The sequence below is a fragment of the Thermus oshimai DSM 12092 genome (assembly GCF_000373145.1).
Lineage (GTDB): Bacteria > Deinococcota > Deinococci > Deinococcales > Thermaceae > Thermus > Thermus oshimai.
Window position 1 is genome coordinate 227,796 of the sequence record NZ_KB890602.1, and the last position, 23,809, is coordinate 251,604.

Genomic DNA, 23,809 nt, shown 5'->3' on the forward strand with positions numbered 1-23,809 from the left:
CTTGCCCCCTCCGTTAAACCCAGGGGGTAAGATGGGACCGAGCTTAACGCCTCCATAGCGCCTCTGGTTAACGCCTAGGGAAGGATGGCACTCATGGTGTGCATGGAACGTATAGGAGGTGGAAAGCCGTGCCGGTGCGGTATGAAGGAAGGTTCCGGCTGGTCCTCTCTGGCCCCGCCCGCCTGGAGCGGGGGGGACAAGCGGTGCGGGTCCGGCGGAAGGCCCTCGCCCTCCTCTACTACCTGGCCCTGGAGGGCCCCGCGCGCCGGGCCCTTCTGGCCGATCTCCTTTGGGGCCACGGGGCCGCGTTGCAAAACCTTCGGGTGGAGCTTCACCACCTGAACGAGGTTTTGGGGGGTGCTTTCTTTAGGGGGCAGGACCCCTTGAGCCTGCCCCCGGTGGTGGAGCTGGCGGAGGGGACGGGGGAGGTGCCCTTGGAGGGCCTCGAGGGCCTCTCCCCCGAGTGGGACGGGTGGCTCCAGGGCCTGAGGGCCCGGTTGGGCTCGAGGCCCCAGCTCCAACCCCTTCCCGAACGCCTCCGGGGCGTGGGCCCGCCCCACTTGCTCCTCCTCATCTCCCCTTTGGGGTCGGACCCCGAGGGGGTGGCCCGGGCCCTGGCCCGCCACCTGGGCCTTCCCTTCCGGATGGGCCTGGGGCGGGGGCGTGGGGTTTTCTACCTCTCCGAACCCTTCCCCCCGGCGGAGCGGGCCGCGCAGATGGCGGAGAACCGGGAGGGGGTGTACGTGCTGGCCCGGAGCGCCCTGGGCGAGGATCCCCCTTTTTTCCTCGCCGCCCGGGTCCAGTACCCCCCCGCCCGGACCCGGGTGGTGACCCTGGAGCCCCTTTCCTGGCTCGAGGCCCGACGGGGGCCCCTAAAGGGGATGCCCTTTGAGGAGGCCGCCCGCTACTACCTCCATAGCGGGGGGTGGCCCCTTTTTCTGGCGGAGCTCCTGGCGGTGGGGAACCCCGAGGCCCTGCCCCAAAGGGTGCGGGCCGCGGTCATGCTGGAGGCGAGCCGCCTTACGCCCGAGGAGCGCCTGGCTTTGGAGCGGCTTTCCGTGCACCCTGGGCCTCTAGAAGAGGGCCTGGTGGAGGCCCTAGGGGCTTCGGAGGTGCTGGAGCGGCTGGAGGCCCTGCACTGGCTTTCCTACCGGGAAGGGGGGTGGGTTTTCGCGGACGAGGTGGTGCGCCGGGTGTTCTGCTCGGCCCTGGAGCCGGGGGTGAAAAGACGCCTCCACCGTCTGGCGGCGGAGTGGCTGGAGGCCAAGGGGAGGCTTTGGGCCGCCTTCTACCACCGGATGCAGCTGGGGGAAGGCCCCCAGGACCCTCCTCCCCTGCCCCCCTTCCTGGAACCCCTCTTCTTCCCGGAAGGGCGGCTGGTGCTGGACTCCTGGCCCCAGGAAGGGGTGGGCCGGGGAAGGAGGCTCCACCCCGAGCTCCTTCCCCAGGGCCCCGTGGTTTTAGAGGGGGAGGAGGCGGCCTGGACCCAGCGGGATGGGGTTCCCTCGGCCCTTTCCTGGAGCCTCGAGGCCCCCGCCCTCCTGGAGCTGGAAGCCCGGGTCTTCCTGGCGAGCCCCCTCCGGGTGGGGCTTAGCGGGGCGGGGTGGCCCCTGGTCCTGCAACACCCCTTGGGGGCGGTGTACTTCCTCCCCTACGGGCAGGCGGGCAGGAGGGGCAACCAGGGGGTTTTGCCCCTGGAAGGGGGCCCTTTCCGGCTCTTCCTTCCCCCCGGGTTTTACCAACTCCAAAGCCATGCGGAGAGGGCGTTGGTGGAGCTCCGCTTGAGGTTCTACGAGGCCCAGCCGGGGGAGGAGGCCGCCTTCAGCCTCGAGGCCCTAAGCCCCAGCCCCGGGCTGGGGCCGGTCGGGGCGGGCCAAGGGCGGGGGCGGGGGCAGGAGGAGGAGCTTTAGGACCTCCCCCACCTCCTCCACCAGGAGGATCTCCAGGTCCTTCAGGATCTCCTCCGGCACCTCCTTGAGCTCGGCGGCGTTTTCCTTGGGGAGGATGACCTTGTGGATCCCCGCCTGGTGGGCCGCGAGGAGCTTCTCCTTGACCCCACCGATGGGGAGGACCTTGCCCCTTAGGGTGATCTCCCCGGTCATGGCGATGTCCATGCGCACCGGGCGGCCGGTGAGGGCGCTGGCCAGGGCGGTGGCCATGGTGATCCCGGCGGAGGGGCCGTCTTTGGGCGTGGCCCCCTCGGGGACATGGATGTGCAGGTCAAAGTCCTTGTGGAAGCCCTCGGGAAGCCCCCACTCCTCCCGGTGGGCCCGGAGGTAGGTGAGGGCGGCCTGGGCGGACTCCTTCATGACCTCCCCCAGGTTCCCCGTGAGGTTCACCTTGCCCGTGCCGGGGACGGCCATGGCCTCGATGGTGAGGAGGGCGCCCCCATAGGGGGTCCAGGCCAGGCCCTGGGCCAGGCCCACCTGGGGCTCCTTCTCCGCCCGGTCGGGCCGGTACCTGGGCACGCCCAGGTAGTGTTCCAGATCCCCCTCGTCCACCACCCGCACCCCCTCCCAGGGGGCCTCCAGGTACTCCTTGGCCGCCTTGCGGGCCACCTTGGAAAGCTCCCGGTCCAGGTTCCGCACCCCGGACTCCCGGGTGTACTCCTGGACGATGCGGTCAATGGCCCGGTCGGTGATCTCCAGCTTGCCCTCGAGCCCCGCCTCCTTCACCTGGTAGGGCCAGCGGAAGTGGCGGGCGATGGCCCGCTTCTCGGGGAGGGTGTAGCCGGGGATCTCAATGACCTCCATCCGGTCCAAGAGGGGCCTCGGGATGGTGGAGAGGGTGTTGGCGGTGGTGATGAAGAAGACCCGGGAGAGGTCGTAGGGCACGTCCAGGTAGTGGTCGGTGAAGGTGTGGTTCTGCTCGGGGTCCAGGACCTCCAGAAGGGCCGCCGCCGGGTCCCCCCGCCAGTCGGAGGAGAGCTTGTCGATCTCGTCCAGGAGGAAGACGGGGTTCACCACCCCCACCTGCTTCATCCCCTGGATGATCTTCCCCGGAAGGGCCCCGATGTAGGTGCGGCGGTGGCCCCTGATCTCCGCCTCGTCCCGCACGCCCCCTAGGGAGATGCGGTGGAACTTGCGGTTCATGCTCCTGGCGATGCTCTTGCCCAAGGAGGTCTTGCCCACCCCAGGGGGCCCCACGAAGCAGAGGATGGGGGCGTGGCCCCGCACCTCCTGGCCCTGGGTGAGCTGGCGCACCGCCAGGTACTCCAGGATCCGTTCCTTCACGTCCTTGAGGCCGTAGTGGTCCTCGTCCAGGACGCGGCGGGTCACGGCGATGTCCAGGACCTCGGGGTCGGCCTCCTGCCAGGGGACCTCCAGGAGCCAGTCCAGGTAGGTGCGGCTTACCGTGGCCTCGGGGGAGCCGGGCTGCATCCTCTCCAGGCGCTTAAGCTCCTTCAGGGCTTTTTCCTTCACCCCTTCCGGCATCCCCTTCTTCTCGATGCGCTCGCGGAGCTCCTCAATCTCCGAGAGGAAGTCCTCCCCGCCCCCCAGCTCCTTCTGGATGGCCTTCATCTGCTCCCGGAGGTAGTACTCCCGCTGGTTCTGGTCCATCTGCTCCTTGACCCGGGCGGCGATCTTTTTGTCCAGCTCAAAGCGCTCCAGGTCCCGAAGCAGAAGGGCCAGGACCTTCTTAAGCCGCTCCTCCACCCCGGGGGTTTCCAGGAGGTCCTGCTTTTCCTCCAGGGACCAGGTGGCGTGGTGGGCCACCAGGTCGGTGAGGATGGCCGGGTCCAGGGTGCCCTTCACCGCTTCCTGCTGGTAGCGGTCCAGGCGCAGGGTCTTGTGGGCCTGCACGTAGCGCTCAAAGGCCTCCTGCACCTCCCCCACCAGGACCCGGGCCAGGCTGGGGTCCTCGAGGGGGGGTTCGGGGAGCACCTCCCCGAGGGCCCGGAGGTAGGGGGCGGCCACGTAGGGCCCGATGCGGGCCCGGTTCCGGGCCTCCACCATCACCTGCAGGGTGCCGTCGGGAAGGCGCATGGCCTGCTTGACCACCGCCAGGGTGCCCACGGGGAAGAGGTCTTCCGGGGTGGGGTCGTCCACCTCGGGGTCCTTTTGGGCCACCAGGAAGATGAGCCGGTCGGCGGCGAGGGCCTCCTCCACCGCCTTCTTGCTCTTGGGGCGCCCCACGTCCACCCCGGTGGTGGTGTGGGGGAGGATGACCGTGTTCCGTAGGGGAAGAACGGGAAGTTCCAGGCGAAGCTCCTTCATCTACCCCCATGATACGGGATGCCCCGGGGCCAAAGGCACCCGGGGGCACAAAAGGGCCCTTAGAAGCCCACGGTGACCGTGGCCTTCATGCCCTTGAAGGTCAGGGTGAGGGGGGTGGAGGGGAGGCCCTGGTATTTCAGACCAAGCCAGAGCCTTCCCTGCCGGATGCCCTGCGCGAGGGTTTCCCCTTGAAGGGTGAAGGCGGTGCGGCTGGTACCGCTGAAGGTGGCTTCCCCTACCTTTTCGTCGTCCGGCCCAATGGCGCAGAGGTAGACCGAAGGGGCCACGGGGGGGACGGGGTCGCAGTCGCCAGGGTCTTCCGTGCGGGCGTAGAACTCCAGGGTGGCGGTGAGGAGTTGGGAAGCCTCCAGGATCCCATCCACCCTAACCCCCCTCACCACATCCACGGGGGGCGGGGTGAAGGAGAGGCCCTCCTGGGGGTAGACCACCCTCCCGCCGGTGTCCCCAAGGCCAGGAAGGTTTAGGGTCTGGTCGGGCAGAACCACGGTGAGGGAAAGGGAGCAGGCGGAGAGGAGAAGCCCGAGGAGGAAAAGGGCACGCCGCATGGGAAAACGATACCATGGAAAGGATGCACCGCGCCCTCTTCCTCCTGGAGCCGGAAACCGCCCACGAGCTTACCCTGGAGGCCTTGCGCCTCTGGTCGGGGTGCGGGCCCCTCCTGGAGGTGCCGGCCCGTTTGCTCCGGGTGGAGGACCCGCGCCTTAGGGTGGAGGCCTTGGGGCTTTCCTTCCCCAACCCCTTGGGCCTCGCCGCGGGGATGGACAAGGACGCCCGGGCCCTGGGGGCCTGGTGGGCCTTGGGCTTCGGCTTCGCCGAGGTGGGGACCCTCACCCCAAGGCCCCAAGGGGGAAACCCGAGGCCGAGGCTTTTCCGCCTCCCCGAGGACGGGGCCCTCATCAACCGCATGGGCTTCAACAACGAGGGGGCCTTAAGGGCGGCGGAGCGCCTAAAGGCCTTCCGGGCCCGGGGGCTTCCTTTGCCGGTGGGGGTGAACCTGGGCAAGAACTGGGACACCCCTTTGGAGCGGGCGGCGGAGGACTACCTGGAGGCCCTGAGGATCCTCGAGGCCCACGGGGACTACTTCGTCCTGAACGTGAGCTCCCCCAACACCCCCGGGCTTCGCACCCTCCAGGAGGGGCCTTTTCTGGACGAGCTCCTTTCCCGCCTCCGCCCGGCCACGGAAAAGCCCCTCCTTCTGAAAGTGGCCCCGGACCTCTCTCCGGAGGCCCTGGACAGCGTCTTGGAGCTCGCCCTCAAGCACCGCCTCCAGGGCCTGGTGGCGGTGAACACCACCCTGGGCCGGGAAGGGCTCAAAAGCCCCCTCGCCCGGGAGGCCGGGGGGCTTTCCGGCCGCCCCTTGAAGGGGAGGGCCTTGGAGGTCCTCCGCCACCTGGCCCAAGGGGGAAAGGGCCTCACCCTGGTCTCCGTGGGGGGGGTGGAGACCCCGGAGGACCTCTGGGCGAGGCTTAGGGCGGGGGCTCGGCTGGTCCAGGCCTACACCGGCTTCGTCTACGGGGGGCCTCTTTTCCCGAGGAGGATGCTGAAGGGGCTTTTGCGGATTCTGGAGGCCGAGGGGGTGGCCCGGCTTCAGGACCTCTTCACACCGTAAGGGTGCACCCGCAAAGGAGGGGGATCTCCACCGGGGAGACGAGCCGTTCCGCCCGGTCTTGGCGCAGGTGGAGGACGAGGAGGGTGTGGGGGTCGAAGACCACCACGTCCTTCACCCCTTGGGAGAGGTAAAAGCGGGGGGCGATCTCCAGGTCCTTAGCCTCGTAGCCCCGGCTCACCACCTCCACCACCGCCTCGGGGAGGAGGGTGATGGCCTCGTCCAGCTCCTCGGGCTCCCGGCAGAAGAGGGCGATGTCGGGCCTCTTATAGGACCCGTCGGGAAAGCGCACGTAGACGTTGGCCACGTGGACGCACCCGCAGGCCCCCTCCTCCTTGCGGATGCTCTGCCGGATGCGGTCCACGGCCTTCTGGTGGCGGTAGGTGGGGTGGGCCTCCCACAGGGGAAGCCCGCCCACCCACTCCAGCCTTAGGCCGAGCTCGTCCGCCTTGAGGAGGGTTTCCAGCACCCCCTTATCCTACCGCCCGGTGCACGGCCCGCCCCGCCACCAGGGTGAGCACCGGCCAGCCCGAAAGGCTCTGGCCTGCCCAAGGGGAGTAGCGGGCCTTGGAGGCGAAGCGGCTTGGGTCCACGGGGCGCGCCTTGGGGCTTAAGAGCACCAGGCTCGCCTCCGCCCCTACCTCCAGGTGGAGGGGGGGAAGCCCCAGGACCCGCCTGGGCCCGTCGGTGAAGAGCTCTATAAGCCTCGGGAGGGGGAAGCCCCGCTTGAGGTGGAGCTCGGTGTAGAGGAGGGGGAAGGCCACCTCTAGGCTCGGGATCCCGAAGGGGGCCCTTAGGAGGTCCATCTCCTTCTCTGCCAGGGTGTGGGGGGCGTGGTCGGTGGCGATGGCGTCTACCGTTCCGTCCAGAAGTCCTTCCAGGAGGGCCTCCCGGTCGGCCTCCGTCCGGAGGGGCGGGGCCACCTTGAAGAGGGGGTCCAGGCCCCTTAGGGCCTCCTCCGTGAGGGTGAGGTGGTGGGGGGTGGCCTCCGCGGTCACGGGGAGGCCCAACCGCTTGGCCTCCCGGAGGAGCCCCAGGCCCCTTTCCGTGGAGAGGTGCTGGACGTGAAGGCGGGGGGTGCCCCCCTGGGCCCGCCTTAGGGCGTAGCGGAGGACCTCGAGGTCGCGGGCGATGCGGGCCGCCTCGGCCTCCGGGGGGTTCCCAGGGAGGCCCAGGGCGTCCGCAAGGGGCCCGTCGTTCATGACCCCGCCCCGCCTCAAGGAGGCGTCCTCCGCGTGCACGGCCACGGGGACCCCTAAGGCCCCGGCCTGGAGGAGGCCTAGGGCCAGGGTCCCGGCGTCCTCGTTGGTCCGCCCGTCGTCCGTGAAGAGGATGGCCCCAGCTGCCTTAAGGAGGCCCAAGGGGGCGAGGGCCTTCCCCTCCTGCCCTTGGGTGAGGGCCGCGGCGGGGTGGAGGCGGGCGAGGCCCAGGCCCTCGGCCTTTTCCCGTAGGGCCCTCACCGTCTCCGGCTGGTCCACGGGGGGCGCGGTGTTGGGCATGGAGACCACGTCCGTATACCCGCCCCGGGCCGCGGCGAGAAGCCCCGTGAAGAGGTCCTCCTTCACCTCCTGCCCGGGCTCGCGCAGGTGGGCGTGGAGGTCCAAAAACCCAGGGGCCAGGAGGAGCTCCGTGCCGTCTATGACCTCCCGGGCCTCCCCCCCTTCCAGGGAGAGGATCCGGCCCTCGCCGATGAGGACGTCCGCGGGGCCCCGTTGGCCCTGGGCGTCCACCAAAAGGACGTTCTTGATCAGCAGCATGGTTCTCCTTTCCTATGGGTTTTCCTCAAACTCCGGAATAGGGTAGACCTCGAGGAACCCCTTGGCCACCCGGTACTGGGCCCGATCCAGGGTGAAGAAGCGGATGGGGAAAGGTCCTCGGCGGGCAAAGGCCAGGGCCGCCGCCAGGTGAACGGCATCGGCCCCTTTGAGGGGATGGCGCTGGGCAAGAAGGCCTGCGGCCCGCATGAGGGCGGGGACGCTTTCCACCAAGTAGAGGCTGGACCAGAGGTCCTCTAGCCCCCGAAGCGCCTGGAGAAACCCTTTTTGGGTGAGCCGTTGTTGGTCTTTGCGCGCCCTAAGGGCTGCGATGGCCTCGGGGTAGAAGAGGTCGCAGGCGGCCAAGGGTGCGCTTTCCAGAATCTCCTTCACCCAAGCAAAGGGCTCTCCCGGATGGTCGGCCACCAGGTAGAGGAGGGCGCTGGTGTCGGCGAAAAAGCCGCTAGCGCCGTTCTTGGATGAGGAGCTCATGGAGGTAGGGCTTTTCCCCCTTTAGGAGTACCCGCTTACCCCGTCGCTTTCGCCTGGGGGGGCGGATGGGCACCCTTTCCAAAAGGATTTCCAGGTTCTCCCCTTCCTTGGCCCGAGGCATACCCTAAGGATACCTTAACCCTCCCTCCCCACCAGCACGTGGTAGAGCACGGCCATGCGCACCGCCACCCCGTTTTGCACCTGGCGCTGGACCAGGCTTCTAGGGGAGTCCGCCAGGTGGCCCTCCAGCTCCACGTCCCGGTTCATGGGGCCGGGGTGGAGGAGGGGGGCCTGGGGCTTGGCCCTCCCTAGGCGGGCCTCCGTCACCTGGTAGTGGGCAATGTAGTCCTCCAGCTGGACAAGCCCCGCCTCCATCCGCTCCTTTTGGAGCCTCAAGACCATGACCGCGTCCGCTTCCTCCAAGGCCTCGTCCAGACGCGGGGTGAGCCGGGCTCCGGGGAGGGCCTGGGGGAGGAGGCTTGGGGGCCCCGCGCACCACACCTCGGCCCCCAAGAGGCTAAGAAGCTCCGCGTTGGAGCGGGCCACCCGGGAGTGGAGGATGTCCCCCACGATGGCGATCTTCTTGCCCTCCAGGCCCCCTAAGGCCTCCAGAAGGGTGTAGGCGTCCAGGAGGGCCTGGGTGGGGTGGGCCCGGCGGCCGTCGCCGGCGTTCACCACCGCCCCCTTCACCCAGCGGGTGGCCTGGTGGGGGACCCCGGCGCTGTCCGCGCGGAGGATGTAGGCGTCCACCCCCATGGCCTCGAGGGTGAGGAGGGTGTCCTTGTAGCTTTCCCCCTTCTGGAGGGAGCTCGTGGCCGCGGTGAAGGAGACCACGTCCGCGGACATGCGCCGGGCCGCCAGCTCAAAGGAGATGCGGGTGCGGGTGGAGGGCTCAAAGAAGACCGTGGCCACGGTGAAGCCCTGGAGGGCGGGGACCTTCTTCACGGGCCTCTCCAAAACCTCCCGCATCACCTTGGCGGTGTCCAGGAGGTTTTCCACCTCGCCCCTCGTCCAGCCCTGGAAGTCCAGGAGGTGCCTCATGCCTCCTCCCTTTCCCAAAGCTCCACCCGGTCCTCCCCGTCCACCTCCGCCACCTTGACCTTCACCACCTCGGCCCTCGAGGTGGGCACGTTCTTCCCCACGAAGTCCGCCCGGATGGGGAGCTCCCGGTGCCCCCGGTCCACCAGCACCGCAAGGTAGATCCTCCGGGGGCGGCCCAGGTCCATGAGGGCATCCAAGGCAGCCCGGGCGGTGCGGCCGGTGTAGAGCACGTCGTCCACCAGGACCACGGCCTTCCCCTGAAGGTCAAAGGGGATGCGGGTTTCCCGCACCTGGGGCTTGAGGCCGATCTCCGTGAGGTCGTCCCGGTAGAGGGTGATGTCCAGCATCCCCACCGGCACCTCCTTCCCCTCAAAGGAGCGGATGAAGTCCGCGATCCTTTTCGCCAGGGGAATGCCCCGGGTGTGGATGCCCACCAGGACAAGCCCCTCCACCCCCTTGTTGGCCTCCACGATCTCGTGGGCGATGCGGTAGAGGGCCCGCCGCATCTCCTCCCCGCTCATGAGCTCCGCTTTAAAGCGCACGCCCCACCCCCAAAAAAAGCGGGGCCGAAGCCCCGCACCCCATTCCTTTTGCCTTTTCCTCTGCCACTTTTGCCCTCCTTTCCGGCCTCGCGGGACCGGTTTAAAGGCCAGGCTCACCTTACCTGAAGACCCCCTGGGGCGCAAGGCCCCAGGGGGAAGACCTTAGGCCGCCTTGGGCTTCTCCCGGGCCACGCTTAGGGCCAGGGCGCCCACCAAGAGGCCCACCACCACCGCGTTCCAGGTGGCGTTCCCTTGGGCGCTAAAGCCCAGGATCCAGGGGGAGAGGATGAGCCAGACCCCCAGGACCACGTTCACCCATTCCTCCCAGAGGGGGCCGTTTTGGAGGTGCAAGAAGGCCATAAGCCCCACCACCACCCCCACGATGAGGGCGTTCCAGAGCGCGGCGGAGGTGGCGCTGTACCCCAGGATCCAGGGGGAGAGGATGAGCCAAATCCCCAAGACCAGGTTGGCCCAGTCCTGCCAGCGCCGCATCGCTCTTCACCTCCTTTCCGCCCTTACCCTTAAACCTTTTGCGCGCGGGAAAATGTAATAAAAGTTACCTTTTAGGCCCCACGTACCGCCACCCCGTCCAGAGGAGCACCGCGGCGAACACCAGCCTCAGCGCCCCCTCGGGGAGGAGGTGGGCGGCCTCCCCCCCCAGGAAGGTCCCCAGGAGGACCCCCGGCACCAGGGCCCGGGCCAGGGGGAGGTCCACGTTGCCCAGGCGGAGGTGGGTGTAGGCCCCCACCAGGCTGGCGGGCACCATGGCGAGAAGGCTCGTCCCCTGGGCGGTGTGCTGGGGCAGGCCCAGGAGGAGGACCATGGCGGGGACCATGACCGTCCCCCCGCCCACCCCCATCATCCCCGAGAGGAAGCCGGTGAAGGCCCCGGCGAGGAGGAGGGCGAGGTCCTGCGCCGCCTCCCCCCGCACCAGGCCCAGGGGGGCCAGGTAGGGCCTCAGGAGGAGAAGGAGGCTTACCGCGATGAGAAACCAGCCAAAGGCCCGTTTCAGGCCGCGCTCGGAAAGGCCATGGGCGTAGCGGGCCCCGAAGCGGGCGGTGAGGATGGCGCTCGCCGCCAGGAAAAAGGCGGCCTTCAGGCTAAGGGAGCCCTGGAGGGCGTAGGTGAGGGCCCCCACGAGGCCGGTGAAGAAGACCGCCACCAGGCTGGTGCCGTGGGCCCGGTGCTGGGAGAGCTTTAGGACCCCCACCATGAGGGGGATCATCACCGTGCCCCCGCCCAGGCCCACCAGCCCGCCGAAGGCCCCGCCCAGGAAACCCACCAGGAAGTTCATGGGGCTCATGCTACCGGGTTTGGGGGCTCCTCGCCCTTTAGGACCGCCAGGAGGTTTTCCACCGCCACCTCCGCCATGCGCGCCCGGGTCCTCACGCCGGCCGAGCCGATGTGGGGGGTGATCACCGCGTTGGGCAGGGCGTAGAGGGGGTGGCCTGGGGGCAGGGGCTCGGGGTCCGTCACGTCCAGCCCCGCCCCGAAGAGGTGGCCCCTCAGGGCCTCCACCAGGGCCTCGGTGTCCACCAGGGCCCCGCGGGCGGTGTTCAGGAGGATGGCCCCCTTCTTCATGGAAAAAAGCCGCCTCCGGTCCATCAGGCGGTGGGTTTCCGGGGTGAGGGGGGTGTGGAGGCTTAGGATGTCCGCTTCCCGGATGAGGTCCTCCAGGGGAAGGAAGGGGTAGGGGAGGGGCTTTGCCTCTTTGCTGGTGTAGGCGATGCGGAGGCCGAAGGCCTCGGCCCTTTGCGCCACGGCCTGGCCGATGCGCCCCATGCCCACGATCCCCAGGGTGAGCCCCTTTAGGTCCAGCCCCAGGAGGAGCTCGGGGTGCCAGGCCCGCCAGCGCCCCCTTCGGGCGTAGTCCACCCCCTCCACCACCCGCCGGGCCACGGCGAGGAGGAGGGCGAAGGTGAGGTCCGCGGTGGCCTCGGTGAGGACGTCCGGGGTGTGGGTGACCCGGATGCCCCGCTTCCGGGCGGCCTTTAGGTCCACGTGGTCCACCCCCACGCTGTAGCAGGCGATGACCTTAAGGCTAGGCCCCGCGCGGTCCATGACCTCGGCGTCTATCCGGTCCTCCACCGTGGGGATGAGGCCAAAGGCCCCTTCCACCTTCCGCAAGAGCTCCTCCCGGGGGAGGAAGAGGCCCTCGTGGACCAAAACCTCGAGGCCCTCCTCCTTAAGCCGATCCAGGGCTTTTCCCGGAAGGGTGCGGGTAACGAGGACCTTCACGGCAATACCTCCAGTTCGGGAAAGGCCACGCGGTAGTGAACGGGGTCAAAGGTGGCTAGGGCCAGGTGGTGATGAAGAGCATGGGCTCCGATTAAAAAGTCCGCAAGGATGCGGCGGGGAAGACCGGTGGTGCGCCTTTTCCGGGCGTACTGGCCAAAGCGTTCCCCAGCTAACTCCCAAACGGCCATGGGCATTTCTCCGTGAAGTTGGACATGCAAGCCCTTCAAAAAGGCCTCCACCGCGGGCCAACCCTCGCCTGCCCTAAGCTCGGCGTAGACCGGCAAGGAAACGCACAGATTGGATGAGGTGGCCTCAAGAAAAGAGAGCGCGTCCTCGTGACGGATGTCTTTCGGGTCCAAGGCCGCTAGGATCAGGTTGGTGTCCAGGCTGATCATCCTTCCCTAAGGCCCCGCACGTACCGTACGGCGTCGTGCTCCGTGGCTCTGCCCAGAGCCTCGAGCTCCTTTGGGTAGGTTTTCTGGAGGTTCTTCAGGAGCTCCCTAACCGAAGGGCGTAGAGGGCGAAGGCGGATCTCCCCCTCCACCAACTCCACCTGGAGCTTCTCCCCGGGTCGGAGGCCGAGGGCCTGGCGCACCTCCTTGGGAAGGGTGATCTGGAACTTGGAGCGTACGGTAACCTCGGCCATGGGTTTATTTTAGCCCCTTGGGGTTCGCTTACGCCCCCGCGAAGGAAAGCTCCGCCACCGCCACGGTGGGGCTCCCGAAGGCCGAACCCCAGAAGACCCAGTCCAGGTCGCTTCCCACGCCCTCTATCCCCTGGAGGAGTTCCAGGAGGTTCCCGGACACGGCGAAGTTCTCCACCGCGTACCGCACCCCCCCCTCCTCCACCCAAAGGCCCAAGGCCTGGAGGGAGAAGTCCAGGGAGACGGGGTTGGCCCCTGCGTGGAGGCCCATGAACTCGGTGATGAGGACCCCTTCGGTGAAGGCCAGGTTGCCCAGGGGCTCCAGGTACAGGTTGCTCGGGGCCACCCCCAGGACCCCCCGGTAGTTCCGGGCCCCGTGGCCGGTGTTCTCCTGGCCCAGGGCCTCTGCGGTCTCCCGGTTGTGGAGGAAGGTCTTGAAGACCCCCTTTTCCACCACCACCGTTCGTCTCGCGGGGGTGCCCTCGTCGTCAAAGGGGCGGCGGAGGAGGCCCCCTTCCAAAAGGGGGTCGTCCACCAGGGTCACGAGGGGGCTCGCGATCCGTTCCCCAAGCCGGCCAAGGAGGCGGCTTTTCCCCTCCAGGGCGTTTTTCCCGGAAAGGGCCTGGGCGAAGACCATGAGGAGGCTTCCCATGGCCTCGGGCTCCAGGTAGGCCCGGTAGCGCCCGGTCCTTAAGGGCTTGGCGTTGAGGAGCCTCGCCGTCTTCTCCCGGAACTCCAAAGCGGTGCGCCCGGGCTCCAGGGCGTGGAACTCCCGGCTCGGTTTAAAATCCCAGCCCTGCTTGACGCTCTCCCCCTCGGCCATGACGAAGCTGCCCATGAGGGCGGCAAACCCCGTGCGGTAGGCCCCTTCCAGGCCCTTCGTGCTCGCCAGGAGGGCCTGGGCCTCCCGCTCCATGTACCCCCCCATGAGGACCGCCCGCACCTTGGGGTCTTCCCGGAGGGCCTTCTCCAGCTCCAGGGCCTTGGCCTTCTTGGCCTCTAAGGGGGCGGAAAGCCCCTCGCCCAGGAGGTCATGGCTTCCCAAGGGGCGCCCTTCCGGGAGGCTGCCCCTTTTCCCCGAAAGGAGGGCGTTCTCCCGGGCCTCCTCCAGGGCCCAGTCCAGGGCCCTGGGGGAGAGCTCCTCCGTGTAGGCGTAGCCCACCCGGCCCTCCGCCACCACCCTCAGGCCCACCCCCCGTTGCCGGGCCTCCTTGATCTCCTCCAAGGCCCCGTTCCTGGCCCTCAAGGAGAGCTCCCTCTCCTCCTGGAAGAGGAGCTCGGCCTCCACCCCGAGGGCCCTGGCCCGCTCTAAGAGGTACCGCTTGGCCTCTTCCCTGGTCATGCCCTTCCCCCCACCACGATCTCCGAGACCAGCACGTGGGGCTGGCCCACCTCCACGGGCACCGCCCCGGAGAGGCTTCCGCACATGCCGGGGGCGTTTTCCCAGTCGTCCGCCACCGCCACCACCTTTTTCAGGGTCTCGGGGCCCTTGCCCACCAGCATGGCCCCCCGCACGGGCTCCTCGATGCGCCCCTTGCGGATGATGTACCCCTCCTGCACCGCGAAGTTGTACTCCCCGCTCCCCGGCTTCACCTGCCCGCCCCCCATCTCCTTGGCGTAGAGGCCGAACTCAATGCCCTCAAAGAGCTCCTCGGGCTTCTTGTCCCCAGGGGCGATGAAGGTGTTGCGCATCCTCGAGGTGGGGGCGAAGGTGTAGTCCTGCCGCCTGCCCGAGCCCGAGAGGGGGTAGCCCGTGAGGAGGTGGCCCAGCCGGTCCACCATGTAGGCCTTGAGGATGCCCCCTTCTATGAGCACGGTGCGCTCCGTGGGCCGGCCCTCGTCGTCTATCTCCGTGGAGCCCCAGGCGTGGGGCAGGGTGCCGTCGTCGATGTAGGTGACCGCGGGGCTGGCGATGGCCTCCCCCAGCTTGTCCGCAAGGACGCTCGCCTTCTTGGCCACGCTGGTGGTCTCCAGGAGGTGGCCCACCGCCTCGTGGAAGAGCACCCCGCCAAACCCAGGGCCCACCACCACCGGGAAGGTGCCCGCGGGGGCGGGGCGGGCCTTTAGGTTGGTGAGGGCCTGCCTGGCCGCCTTTTCCCCCACGGCCTTAGGGGGGTAAAGCTCAAAGAGCTCCAGGCCCACGCTCTTCCCGGGGCCGGCGTAGCCGGTTTGGACCTCGCCCCCGTCCTCGGCCACCGCCAGGACGAAAAGCCGGGTGCGGACCCGCTTCTCCTCCGCCCACACCCCTTCCGTGTTGGCGATGAGGACCTCCTGCTCCCACTCCAGGAGGCTAGATTCCACCTGGCGGATCTCGGGGGCGATTTTGGCCCCGGCCTCGGCCTCCAAGAGCCTTTCCAGGCGGTAGCGCTTGTCCTTTTGGGAAAGGGGCACCTTGGGGGCGTGGAGGCCCTTAGGGGCCTCTTTGCGGAAGTCCAGCCCCCCCCTTCCCCCCTCGTCCACCCGCCCCAGGGCCCCCTTGGCCCTTAGGAGGGTTTCCAGGGCTTCCATAAGGCCTTCTTTGCTCAGGTCGTTGGTGTAGGCGTAGACCACCTCGTGCCCGAAGAAGAGCCTTATCCCCGCCCCGTAGTCCAGGCCGCTCAGGGCTTCCTCCAGCCTCCCCGAAAGGACCTTCATCCGCCGCCTTAGGGAGCGCTCGGCGTAGACCTCGGCGAAGTCGGCCCCGCCGGAAAGCGCCCGCTTTAAGACGGCCTCCACCGCCTCCGGTTCTAGCATGCCCCCACTCTACCCGGCGCTGACCCGCGGGTCAATAAGCCCCAGCACCGCCTCCTCCAGGGCGAGCCAGGGGTCTTTCCCCCCTTTGGCCCTTTCCTCCGCGGCCATGAGGAGGTCCAGGGCCCTTTTGAGCTCCTCCAGCCCCAGCCCCTTCGCCCGCTCCAGGGCCTTCCTGGCCGCGAAGGGGTGGGCCTCGAGGCGGGCGAGGTCCTCCTCCTTTGGCCTTGGGTTCTCCTTGAGGAGCATCCAGGCCCGGGCCAGGAGGGCGTACTGCCAGGAAAGGGCCCCAAGGACCCTTAAGGGCTCCTCCCCCTCCTCCCTTAGGGCCCTCAGGCGGCGGAAGGCCTCCTTGGCGTTCCCCTCCAGGACCGCCCCCACCAGCTGGAACCCGGTCACGGGGGGCCTTAGGGCCACCACCCGTTCCACCTTCTCCAGGGTGAGGGGGGGCTCCAGGAGGGCGAGCTTCTCCAGCTCCCTTTCCAGGGCCTCCAGGTCGGGCTCGAGGCCCGCCAGGTGCTGGGCCACCCCCGCGGGGAGGCGAAAGCCCAGGCGCTTAGCCCGGTGTTCCAGGTGGCGCACCAGGTCCTTCCCCTTGGGGGTGGGGAAGTCCCGCCGCTCCCGGGCGCGGTAGAAGGCGGCCCGGGCGGGGGTGGGCTTGGGGTCCAGGAGGAGGACCGGGACCTCCTCCGGAACCCCCTCCAGAAGGGGCTTCAGGGTCTTCCACTCCGCCTCCCCCACCTCCCTCAGGTCCAGCATGGCCCCAGCCCCCCCGAAAAGCCCCGGGCTCAGGGCCTGGGCCAGGGCCTCCGGGGTGGGCTCGGTGAAGCGGGTAAGGCCCCGGAGCCGGGCCTCCTCCAAAAGGGCCTCCCGGGCCAGGAAGGGGTCGCCGGTGAAGGCCACGACCATGCCTTTAGCCTAGAGGGTTCCGAGTGCCACCGCGGTGAGAAGGCCCCGTTAGGCCTGTGGCAAAGCAGGCCATGGGCTTCCCCTCTGGGGCCCCCGCCGAAGCGAAAGCTTCGGCGGGGTACTCAGAAGGCGTTCTCCCCCGTGGCCTCCCGGCCCAGGACCAGGGTGTGCACGTCGTGGGTGCCCTCGTAGGTGTAGACCGTTTCCAGGTTCAGGAGGTGGCGGATGGCGTGGTACTCCAGGGTGATGCCGCTCCCCCCCAAGAGCTCCCGGGCGAGGCGGGCCCCTTGGAGGGCCTTCCAGGTGTTCTGCCGCTTGGCCAGGGAGACCTGCACCGGGCTGAGCTTCCCCTCGTCCTTAAGCCGGGCAAGCCGCCAGGCCAGGAGGAGCCCCTCCGTGTGCCAGGCGAGCATCTCCGCAAGCTTCTCCTGCACCAGCTGCTTCCGGGCCAAAGGCTCGCCGAAGCTAAACCGTTCCTTCACGAAGGCCCTCGCCTCCTCGTAGACCGCCTCCAGGGCCCCCAAAACCCCCCAGGCGATGCCGAAGCGGGCCTGGGTGAGGCAGGAAAGGGGCGCTTTTAGCCCTTCCGCCTTGGGGAGGCGCAGGTGCTCCGGCACGCGCACGTCCTCCAAGATGAGCTCGCTCGTGGCCGAGGCCCTCAGGCTCATCTTCCGCTTCACCTCCACCGCCTTGAAGCCCGGGGTGTCCGTGGGGACGATGAAGCCCCGCACCACCCCTTCCTCGTCCTTGGCCCAAAGGATGGCGATCTGGGCCAGGTGGCCGTTGGTGATCCACATCTTGGTGCCGTTTAGGACCCAGGTGTCCCCCTCCCTTCGGGCCCGGGTCTTCATGTTCCCGTAGGGGTCCGAGCCCCCGTCGGGCTCGGTGAGGCCGAAGCACCCCACCATCTCCCCCCGGGCAAGCCTCGGGAGGAACTCCCGTTTTTGCTCCTCGCTCCCGAAGGCGAAGATGGGGTACATGACCAGGGAGCTCTGCACGCTGACGAAGCTCCTAAGCCCCGAGTCCACCCGCTCCAGTTCGTAGGCGATGAGGCCGTAGGCGGCGCTACTCACCCCTGCCCCCCCGTACTCCGGGGGCAGGGTGGGGCCTAGGAAGCCGAGCTCGGCGAAGCGGGGGATGAGGTGGGTGGGGAAGGTCCCCGCCTCCCACCAGTCGCGGATATAGGGCAGGGCCTCGGCCTCCAGAAAGCGCCGGGCGGCCTGGCGGATGGCCCTTTCCTCCGGGGTCAGGAGATCCTCCACTCTGTAAAGGTCCAGCATGGCGTGCCTCCGCCCTTAGCCTAAGGGCCTTTGGGGGGCGCGTCTATAGCTCCTTCACCCAGACCTCGTGGATCACCGGCCGGCCCCGGTAGGGGGCCCAGAAGGGGCTCGCCCGCTTGGCCCAGAGGCGGAAGCCCAGGGCCCGGTAAAGCCCCCGGGCGGCCCGGTTGGCCCGGGTGGTGGAAAGCTGCACCCCCCGCACCCCCTTGGCCTGTAGGCAGTTCAAAAAAGCTTCCAGAAGGGCTTTTCCCAGGCCCTTTCCTTGCGCCTTGGGGTCCACCCCGATGTGCAGGTGGGCGGGGAAGCGCTTCCCGGGGGCGTGGGGCCCAGGGAAGAGGAGGAGCCTCAGGAGGTAGCGGAGGTGGGGCCAGGGGGGGCCGTAGCGGAAGAGGAGGAGCTTAAGGAGGATAAGGGGCAGCCGGGGGAGGAGGTAAAGGAGGAGGGGGAGGCGGCCGCAGGCCCCCAGGATGTACCCCACCACCTCCCCGTCCACCTCCGCCACCAGGCTGCAGCACCCCCGGTGGAGGTAAGGGGCCACGAAGAGCTCCCCCCAAAGGGCCTGGCTGGGGAAGACCTCCGGGCCCGGACCCCCCAGGAGGAGGGTGGCGTGGGCGATGCGGGCGATGGCCGGGAGGTCCTCCTTTCGGGCGGGGCGGAGGCGGGCCATCCTGCCCCTACAATAGCCCTTGTGCGCCGGTTGGCCCCCTGGCAGTGGCTTCTCCTCCTCCTGGCCCTTTCGGTGGCCCTGGTGGAGGGCTTCCGGCTCTGGCTGGGCCTGGTCTGGGCGGAGCGGGTGGCCCTTCTCCTCCTGGCCCTCACCCTTTGGGCCTTCATCAACGGCCGCTTCGTCTTCGCCTACTACCACGCCCTCCTCACCTCCTGGCGCACCCAGGACCTGCCCCTCTGGCCGGAGCCCAAGGGGGAGCACCTCCTCCTCCTCGCCCCCCACCCCGACGACGAGGTCCTGGCCGCGGCCGGCCTCATCCAGAGGACCCTCCAGGCGGGGGGCCGGGTGAGCGTGGTCTACCTCACCTCGGGGGACGCCTTTGACCTGGCCGCGGGGGGGCCCCTGCCCTCCAAGGCGGCCATGCGCCGCCTGGCCCTGAGGCGCATGGTGGAGGCCCGGCGGGGGATGGAGGCCCTGGGGGTGGGGCGGGAGAGCCTTTACTTTTTGGGCTTCCCCGACCAGGGGCTTTTCCCCCTCTTCACCACCCACTACTACCTCCCCTACGAGAGCCCCTACACGGGCCTAAGGGCCGTGGCCTACCCGGGGTGCTACCGGGTGGGCCTCCCCTACACGGGGAAGGCCCTGGAGGAGACCCTTTTGGCCCTTTTCCGGGCCCTTAGGCCGAGCCGGATCCTCCTCCCAAGCCCCCTGGACGCCCACCGGGACCACCAGGCCACGGCCTACTTCGGCATGCAGGCCGCGGCGGCCTTGGGCCTCGAGGACTGCCTTCTTTACTACCTCATCCACGGGGGATACCAGTACCCCCTGCCCAAGGGCCTCCACCCCCGCCTGCCCCTTTACCCCCCGCCTAGGGGCCGGGGGCTTCCCTGGCACCGGTTTCCCCTTACGCCCGAGGAGGTGGCCTTGAAGGAGAAGGCCATCCGCGCCCACCGGAGCCAGGTGCGGCTTCTCGGGCGGTTCCTCCTGGCCTTTGTGCGGCGGAACGAGCTCTTTAGCCCCCTCCCCATCCCCGCCCGGCTACCCCCGGAGGAGGAGGGGTGGGCCGTCCTCGAGGGGGGGGAGGTCTTCTAGGCTCTCCAGGCCGAAGACCTCCAGGAAGCGCTCCGTGGTGCCGTAGAGCTTGGGGCGGCCGGGGGCCTCCTTCTCCCCCACCACCCGGATGAGCCCCCGTTCCAAAAGGCCCTCCAGAAGCCCTTCCACGCTCTTCCCCCGCATGGCCTCCAGCTCTGCCCGGGTCACGGGCTGGTGGTAGGCCACCAGGGCCAGGACCTCTAAAGCGGCCTTGGAGAGCCTGGGCGGGGTGGGCTTGAGCACCCGCTCCACCGCGGGGAGGGCCCGCTCGTGCACGATGAGGCGCCACCCCCCCGCCACCCGCTCCAGGCCCACCCCCAGGTGGCCCTCCGCCAGGTCGGCTTCCAAGGCCTTAAGGGCCCTTAAGAGGGCCTCCTCGGGGTAGCCCAGGGCCCGTAGCTCCTTCAGGGCCACGGGCCGGCCCGCGGCGAAGAGGACGGCCAGGATCTGGGCCTTGAGGCTTAAGGGTTCCATTGGAGGTAGGGGAGGAGGGCTTCTTTAGGGATGGCCCCTTCCCTAAGCACCTCCCCCGTGCGCAGGTCCACCACGCTGGAGGCCAGGCCCAGGGCCTCCCCTGGGAAGACGTAGTCCACGGGGAAGGCCCGGGCCTCCTCCTCCGAGCGCACGGGGGGCTCGCCGCTCCGGTTTAGGCTGGTGGCCGCCGCGTACCCCCCCACCCGGCGGAGGAGCTCCCGCAGGAGGTCGTGGGCGGGCATCCTTAGGCCCACGGAGCCGTCCTGGCTGATCCAGGGGGGGATGTTCCGCCCGGGGACCACCACGGTGAGCCCCCCGGGCCAGAAGGCCTCCACGAGCCTCAGGAAGCGCGCTTCCAGGGGGCCGAGCTCCGCCAGGCCTAGGGCGCTTTCCAGGTCCGCCACCAGGACCTGGAGGGGCTTCTTCTCCTCCCGCCCTTTGAGGGCGTAGATCCTCCGGCAGGCGGCCTCGTCCTCCATCCGGGCCAGGACCCCCCAGACGGTGTCGGTGGGAAAGGCCACCAGGCCCCCTTCCTTCAAGGTTTTCGCCGCCTCCTCCAGGGCCTTGGCGTATACTTCTACCATGCCGGTCTACCAGTATAAGGCCCGCGACCGTCAGGGCCGCTTGGTGGAGGCCACCATCGAGGCCGAGGACCTGCGCACCGCGGCCCGCCTCCTCCGGGACCGGGGGCTTTTCGTGGCGGAGATCAAGGAGCCGGGGCGGGGCCTCCGGGCGGAGGTGCGGATCCCCGCCCTGGAGCGGGGGCCTGGGCTAAAAGACCTCGCCATCTTCTCCCGCCAGCTCGCCACCATGCTCTCCGCGGGGCTCACCCTCCTCCAGTCCCTTTCCATCCTGGAGCGGCAGACGGAGAACAAGAAGTTCCGGGAGATCATCAAAAAGGTCCGCACGGACGTGGAAGGGGGTAGCGCCCTCTCCGAGGCCCTTTCCAAGCACAAGCTCTTCTCCCGGCTTTACGTGAACCTGGTGCGGGCGGGGGAGACCTCGGGGGGGATGGACGTCATCCTGGACCGCCTGGCCACCTTCTTGGAGAAGGAGCTGGAGCTTCGGGGGAAGATCCGGAGCGCCATGACCTACCCCACCATCGTCTTCGTCTTCGCGGTGGGCGTGGCCTACTTCCTCCTCACGGGGATCGTGCCCCAGTTCGCCCAGATCCTCACCGACCTAGGCTCGGAGCTCCCCCTCCTCACCCGCTTCCTCATCGCCCTCTCTAACCTCCTCCGGGTGGCCACCCTGCCCCTCCTCCTCCTCCTGGTGGTCCTCTACTTCGTCTACCGCTCCTACTACCGCACCCCCCAGGGAAGGCGGGTCATCGACCGCATCAAGCTCCGGATGCCCGTCTTTGGCAACCTGAACCGCAAGACGGCCATCGCCCGCTTCGCCCGCACCCTGGCCCTCCTCCTCCAGAGCGGGGTGAACATCCTGGAGTCCTTGGACATCACCAAGGGCACCGCGGGGAACGCCATCGTGGAGGACCTGGTGGAGACCGCCAAAAACAAGGTCCAGCAGGGGGAGCCCCTGAACCTCACCCTGGCCCAGAACCCCCTGGTCTTCCCTCCCATGGTGAGCTCCATGGTGGCCATCGGCGAGGAGACGGGGGCTTTGGACACCCTCCTTTCCAAGATCGCCGACTTCTACGAGCGGGAGGTGGACGAGGCGGTGGCCAGCCTCACCGCGGCCATCGAGCCCCTCATGATCATCTTCCTGGGCGTCATCGTGGGCATGATCGTGGCGGGGATGTTCCTGCCCCTCTTCAAGATCATCGGGACCCTCTCCGTGCAATAAGGGCCTCCGCCACCTCTGGGGGAACCGGCATCACGGAAAGCCGGTTCCCCCGTTTTACCAGGGGGTGGTCTTTGGGAAAAAGGGCCTTCAGCGCCTCCAGGGGGATGAGGGGCCAGGCCTCGAGGAACTCCACCTCCACCGTGAACCAGCGGGGCCTTTCCGGGGTGGCCTTGGGGTCAAAGTAGGGGCTTTGGGGGTCAAACTGCGTGGGGTCGGGGAGTAGGGTGCGCACCACCCGGCAGAGCCCGGCGATCCCGGGGGGGAGGGCGCGGGAGTGGTAGAAGAAGCAGAGGTCCCCTTCTTGCATCTGCATCAGGTAGTTCCGGGCCTGGTAGTTCCGCACCCCGTCCCAAAGGGCCCGCCCTTCCCGCTTGAGGTCCTCAATGCTGTACACCTCCGGCTCGGACTTTAAAAGCCAGTAGGCCATGCCCTGGAGTCTAAAGGCCGCTTTAGCCCGGGCCAAGTCCCCTTAAGGTCCTTTCCCCTACCCTTAGGGTATGCGCGCCCTGGCCCTCCTTGCCCTTTTCCTTTCCGCCTGCACCCTCACCCTGGAGATCGCCCCCGGCCCCGTCTTGGGCCTTTCCACCCAGGCCACCTACTGCCAGGACCGCCCCACCCGGCTGGACTACCGCCTCTTCCTGGAGGGGCGGGTGGACCGCCTGGAGTTCTTCTGGGTGCCGGAAGGGGTCCACCCCTCTCGGGCCCGGCCGGAGGAGACCTGGGCCCTTACCGGGCCTTTTTGGGGCCCCGAGGTGGCGGGCTACCTCGAGGCGGCCCCCACGGGGGAGATCTGGGCCGTTTACCTTGTTCCCCAGGGCATCCGGGTGGACCCCCTCCCCACAAGGCGCCTTTGGGCGCGGGGGGCGGTGGACGGGGTTTTAGGGCCCTACGTGCGGGCCCAGGACCCGGTGCGGCCTGAGGCCTCTCCCTCCTGCGACCCCGGCTGGTAGCCTAGGGGCATGGGGGTTCGGGAGGAGCTAAGGCGGCGTTTCGGCCCCCGGGCCCTTCTGGCCCGGGCGGAGAAGGAGGTCTACCGCTACGACGCCATCCTGGTGGGGGAAAGCCCCCTGGCGGTGGTCCTGCCGGAGACGCGGGAGGAGGTCCAGACCCTGGTGCGCTTGGCCCGCCGCTATGGCCTCCCCCTGGTGCCCCGGGGGGCAGGGAGCGGCCTCTCCGGGGGGGCGGTGCCGGAGGAGGGGGCCATCGTGGTGGCCTTCACCCGCATGACCCGCCTGGAGCTCTTCCCCGAGGCCCGCACGGCCTGGGCCGAGCCCGGGGTGACCACGGCCCGCCTTTCCGAGGCCGCCCGGCCCTTTGGCCTCTTCTACCCCCCAGACCCCGCCTCCTACCGCACCAGCACCCTGGGGGGGAACCTGGGGGAGAACGCCGGGGGGCCCCTTTGCTTCAAGTACGGGGTCACGGGGGATTACGTCCTGGAGGTGGAGTTCGTGGACGCGGAAGGGGAGGTGCACCGCCTGGACCGCAGGGCCTACGACCTCCCGGGCCTCCTCATCGGCTCCGAGGGCACCTTGGGCCTACTTACCGGGGCCAGGCTCCGCCTCCTCCCCCTCCCCCCCCACCGGGCCACCCTCATGGCCGCCTTTCCCGGCGTGGAGCCCCTGGCGGAGGCCGTTTCCCAGGCCATCGCCTTGGGGGCGGTGCCGGCCCGCATGGAGTTCATGGACCCCGCCTGCGTGAACGCGGTGGAGGACTACCTGGGCATGGGCCTCCCCCGGGGGGAGGCCCTCCTCCTGGTGGAGACGGACGGGGAGGAGCGGGAGGAGGTGGAGGCGGAGCTTGCCCTTTTGCAGGAAACCGCCCTCCGTTTCGGGGCCCGGGTGCGGCGGGCAAAAGACGGGGCGGAGGCGGAGGCCCTCTGGCGGGCCCGGCGGGCGGTGAGCCCGGCCTTAGGCCGCATCCGCCCCAAGCGGGTGAACGAGGACATCGCCGTGCCCCGCTCCGCCCTCCCTAAGGTGGTGGCGGAGATCGCCGAGCTGGGCCGGGCCTTTGGCCTCATCGTGGTCCAGTTCGGCCACATCGGGGACGGGAACCTGCACCCCAACATCCTCTTTGACCCAAAAAGGGAGAGCGAGGAGAGGGTCTGGGAGCTGGCCCACGAGATCGCCCGGGTGGCCCTAAAGCACGGGGGCGTGCTTTCCGGGGAGCACGGCATCGGCCTCATGAAGCGGGCCTTCCTGGCCGAGGCCCTGGACGGGGAGACCCTTAAGGCCCTCCGGGCGGTCAAAGGGGCTTTGGACCCCCACGGGCTTTTCAACCCCGGGAAGGTGCTCCCCCCCTAG

27 protein-coding genes are annotated in these 23,809 nt (G+C 68.9%); 6 read left to right on the top strand and 21 right to left on the bottom strand.

Annotated features, from left to right (window positions below; genetic code table 11):
- The first annotated feature begins 128 nt into the window (after nucleotides 1–128).
- On the top strand, nucleotides 129–1,910 hold the full coding sequence (locus tag B043_RS0101305; protein WP_018460662.1) for a hypothetical protein: 1,782 nt from the start codon (nucleotides 129–131) through the stop codon (nucleotides 1,908–1,910).
- Here B043_RS0101305 and lon read toward each other — a convergent pair.
- Nucleotides 1,836–4,217: an endopeptidase La gene (gene lon, locus B043_RS0101310; protein ID WP_018460663.1), complete on the bottom strand. Its 2,382-nt coding sequence runs from the start codon at nucleotides 4,215–4,217 to the stop codon at nucleotides 1,836–1,838. The genes B043_RS0101305 and lon overlap by 75 nt on opposite strands.
- Before the next feature lie 59 nt (nucleotides 4,218–4,276).
- A complete protein-coding gene (locus B043_RS0101315) occupies nucleotides 4,277–4,783 on the bottom strand; it encodes a hypothetical protein (protein ID WP_018460664.1) in 507 nt (168 codons plus the stop codon).
- Nucleotides 4,784–4,806: 23 nt separating this feature from the next.
- On the opposite strand from B043_RS0101315, the gene B043_RS0101320 reads away from it, so the two are divergent.
- Nucleotides 4,807–5,847 (top strand): quinone-dependent dihydroorotate dehydrogenase, encoded by a 1,041-nt coding sequence (locus tag B043_RS0101320; protein ID WP_026234073.1) that lies wholly within the window; start codon nucleotides 4,807–4,809, stop codon nucleotides 5,845–5,847.
- Here the strand turns inward: B043_RS0101320 and B043_RS0101325 are convergent.
- The 16 genes from B043_RS0101325 to B043_RS0101400 all read right to left on the bottom strand — a co-directional run bounded on the left by B043_RS0101325 (nucleotide 5,837) and on the right by B043_RS0101400 (nucleotide 18,140).
- The gene (locus B043_RS0101325; protein WP_018460666.1) at nucleotides 5,837–6,313 is read right to left on the bottom strand and encodes a Uma2 family endonuclease; all 477 of its coding nucleotides are present in this window, start codon (nucleotides 6,311–6,313) and stop codon (nucleotides 5,837–5,839) included. The genes B043_RS0101320 and B043_RS0101325 overlap by 11 nt on opposite strands.
- Before the next feature lie 4 nt (nucleotides 6,314–6,317).
- Entirely contained in the window at nucleotides 6,318–7,601 is a 1,284-nt protein-coding gene (locus B043_RS0101330) for a dihydroorotase (RefSeq protein ID WP_018460667.1), read from the bottom strand.
- Between the two features lie 12 nt (nucleotides 7,602–7,613).
- The gene (locus B043_RS0101335) at nucleotides 7,614–8,090 is read right to left on the bottom strand and encodes a PIN domain-containing protein (protein WP_018460668.1); all 477 of its coding nucleotides are present in this window, start codon (nucleotides 8,088–8,090) and stop codon (nucleotides 7,614–7,616) included.
- Nucleotides 8,062–8,211, bottom strand: coding sequence for a hypothetical protein (locus B043_RS12880; RefSeq protein WP_016328812.1), 150 nt, complete (start codon nucleotides 8,209–8,211; stop codon nucleotides 8,062–8,064). Before B043_RS12880 ends, B043_RS0101335 begins: the two co-directional genes overlap by 29 nt.
- A gap of 14 nt (nucleotides 8,212–8,225) precedes the next feature.
- A complete protein-coding gene (locus B043_RS0101345) occupies nucleotides 8,226–9,131 on the bottom strand; it encodes an aspartate carbamoyltransferase catalytic subunit (RefSeq protein WP_018460669.1) in 906 nt (301 codons plus the stop codon).
- Nucleotides 9,128–9,673 carry a bifunctional pyr operon transcriptional regulator/uracil phosphoribosyltransferase PyrR gene (pyrR, locus tag B043_RS0101350; RefSeq protein WP_026234074.1) on the bottom strand — a complete coding sequence of 182 codons (546 nt, stop codon included), beginning with the start codon at nucleotides 9,671–9,673 and terminating at the stop codon, nucleotides 9,128–9,130. The genes B043_RS0101345 and pyrR overlap by 4 nt, the downstream gene beginning before the upstream one ends.
- A 162-nt stretch (nucleotides 9,674–9,835) precedes the next feature.
- Nucleotides 9,836–10,165, bottom strand: coding sequence for an SPW repeat protein (locus B043_RS0101355; protein ID WP_016328815.1), 330 nt, complete (start codon nucleotides 10,163–10,165; stop codon nucleotides 9,836–9,838).
- Between the two features lie 64 nt (nucleotides 10,166–10,229).
- Nucleotides 10,230–10,967: a sulfite exporter TauE/SafE family protein gene (locus tag B043_RS0101360; protein ID WP_026234075.1), complete on the bottom strand. Its 738-nt coding sequence runs from the start codon at nucleotides 10,965–10,967 to the stop codon at nucleotides 10,230–10,232.
- A 5-nt stretch (nucleotides 10,968–10,972) separates the two neighbouring features.
- The gene (locus tag B043_RS0101365) at nucleotides 10,973–11,911 is read right to left on the bottom strand and encodes a 2-hydroxyacid dehydrogenase (RefSeq protein ID WP_018460672.1); all 939 of its coding nucleotides are present in this window, start codon (nucleotides 11,909–11,911) and stop codon (nucleotides 10,973–10,975) included.
- Nucleotides 11,908–12,306: a type II toxin-antitoxin system VapC family toxin gene (locus tag B043_RS0101370; RefSeq protein WP_016328818.1), complete on the bottom strand. Its 399-nt coding sequence runs from the start codon at nucleotides 12,304–12,306 to the stop codon at nucleotides 11,908–11,910. Before B043_RS0101370 ends, B043_RS0101365 begins: the two co-directional genes overlap by 4 nt.
- Nucleotides 12,303–12,557 carry an AbrB/MazE/SpoVT family DNA-binding domain-containing protein gene (locus B043_RS0101375; protein ID WP_016328819.1) on the bottom strand — a complete coding sequence of 85 codons (255 nt, stop codon included), beginning with the start codon at nucleotides 12,555–12,557 and terminating at the stop codon, nucleotides 12,303–12,305. Before B043_RS0101375 ends, B043_RS0101370 begins: the two co-directional genes overlap by 4 nt.
- 28 nt (nucleotides 12,558–12,585) lie before the next feature.
- Entirely contained in the window at nucleotides 12,586–13,896 is a 1,311-nt protein-coding gene (locus B043_RS0101380; RefSeq protein WP_018460673.1) for a TldD/PmbA family protein, read from the bottom strand.
- Nucleotides 13,893–15,287 (bottom strand): TldD/PmbA family protein, encoded by a 1,395-nt coding sequence (locus B043_RS0101385; RefSeq protein WP_018460674.1) that lies wholly within the window; start codon nucleotides 15,285–15,287, stop codon nucleotides 13,893–13,895. The genes B043_RS0101380 and B043_RS0101385 overlap by 4 nt, the downstream gene beginning before the upstream one ends.
- Nucleotides 15,288–15,296: 9 nt before the next feature.
- On the bottom strand, nucleotides 15,297–16,193 hold the full coding sequence (holA, locus tag B043_RS0101390; protein ID WP_018460675.1) for a DNA polymerase III subunit delta: 897 nt from the start codon (nucleotides 16,191–16,193) through the stop codon (nucleotides 15,297–15,299).
- A gap of 122 nt (nucleotides 16,194–16,315) precedes the next feature.
- Nucleotides 16,316–17,473, bottom strand: a complete 1,158-nt coding sequence (locus B043_RS0101395) for an acyl-CoA dehydrogenase family protein (protein ID WP_018460676.1) — start codon at nucleotides 17,471–17,473, stop codon at nucleotides 16,316–16,318.
- A 43-nt stretch (nucleotides 17,474–17,516) separates the two neighbouring features.
- Nucleotides 17,517–18,140, bottom strand: a complete 624-nt coding sequence (locus B043_RS0101400) for a GNAT family N-acetyltransferase (protein WP_018460677.1) — start codon at nucleotides 18,138–18,140, stop codon at nucleotides 17,517–17,519.
- Nucleotides 18,141–18,161: 21 nt separating this feature from the next.
- On the opposite strand from B043_RS0101400, the gene B043_RS0101405 reads away from it, so the two are divergent.
- Nucleotides 18,162–19,232 carry a PIG-L deacetylase family protein gene (locus B043_RS0101405; RefSeq protein ID WP_018460678.1) on the top strand — a complete coding sequence of 357 codons (1,071 nt, stop codon included), beginning with the start codon at nucleotides 18,162–18,164 and terminating at the stop codon, nucleotides 19,230–19,232.
- Here the strand turns inward: B043_RS0101405 and scpB are convergent.
- Both scpB and B043_RS0101415 read right to left on the bottom strand, forming a co-directional pair.
- Nucleotides 19,179–19,706, bottom strand: coding sequence for an SMC-Scp complex subunit ScpB (gene scpB / locus B043_RS0101410; RefSeq protein ID WP_016328826.1), 528 nt, complete (start codon nucleotides 19,704–19,706; stop codon nucleotides 19,179–19,181). The two genes, B043_RS0101405 and scpB, sit on opposite strands and share 54 nt — an antisense overlap.
- Nucleotides 19,694–20,290, bottom strand: a complete 597-nt coding sequence (locus tag B043_RS0101415; RefSeq protein ID WP_018460679.1) for an L-threonylcarbamoyladenylate synthase — start codon at nucleotides 20,288–20,290, stop codon at nucleotides 19,694–19,696. Before B043_RS0101415 ends, scpB begins: the two co-directional genes overlap by 13 nt.
- On the opposite strand from B043_RS0101415, the gene pilC reads away from it, so the two are divergent.
- Nucleotides 20,289–21,509, top strand: a complete 1,221-nt coding sequence (gene pilC, locus B043_RS0101420; RefSeq protein ID WP_016328828.1) for a type IV pilus assembly protein PilC — start codon at nucleotides 20,289–20,291, stop codon at nucleotides 21,507–21,509. The genes B043_RS0101415 and pilC overlap by 2 nt on opposite strands.
- Here the strand turns inward: pilC and B043_RS0101425 are convergent.
- A complete protein-coding gene (locus B043_RS0101425) occupies nucleotides 21,484–21,936 on the bottom strand; it encodes an EVE domain-containing protein (protein ID WP_016328829.1) in 453 nt (150 codons plus the stop codon). The genes pilC and B043_RS0101425 overlap by 26 nt on opposite strands.
- A gap of 70 nt (nucleotides 21,937–22,006) precedes the next feature.
- Here B043_RS0101425 and B043_RS0101430 point away from each other — a divergent pair, with 70 nt between their 5' ends.
- Complete coding sequence (locus B043_RS0101430; RefSeq protein ID WP_018460682.1) at nucleotides 22,007–22,459, top strand: hypothetical protein; 453 nt, start codon at nucleotides 22,007–22,009, stop codon at nucleotides 22,457–22,459.
- A gap of 9 nt (nucleotides 22,460–22,468) precedes the next feature.
- Complete coding sequence (locus B043_RS0101435; RefSeq protein ID WP_018460683.1) at nucleotides 22,469–23,809, top strand: FAD-binding oxidoreductase; 1,341 nt, start codon at nucleotides 22,469–22,471, stop codon at nucleotides 23,807–23,809.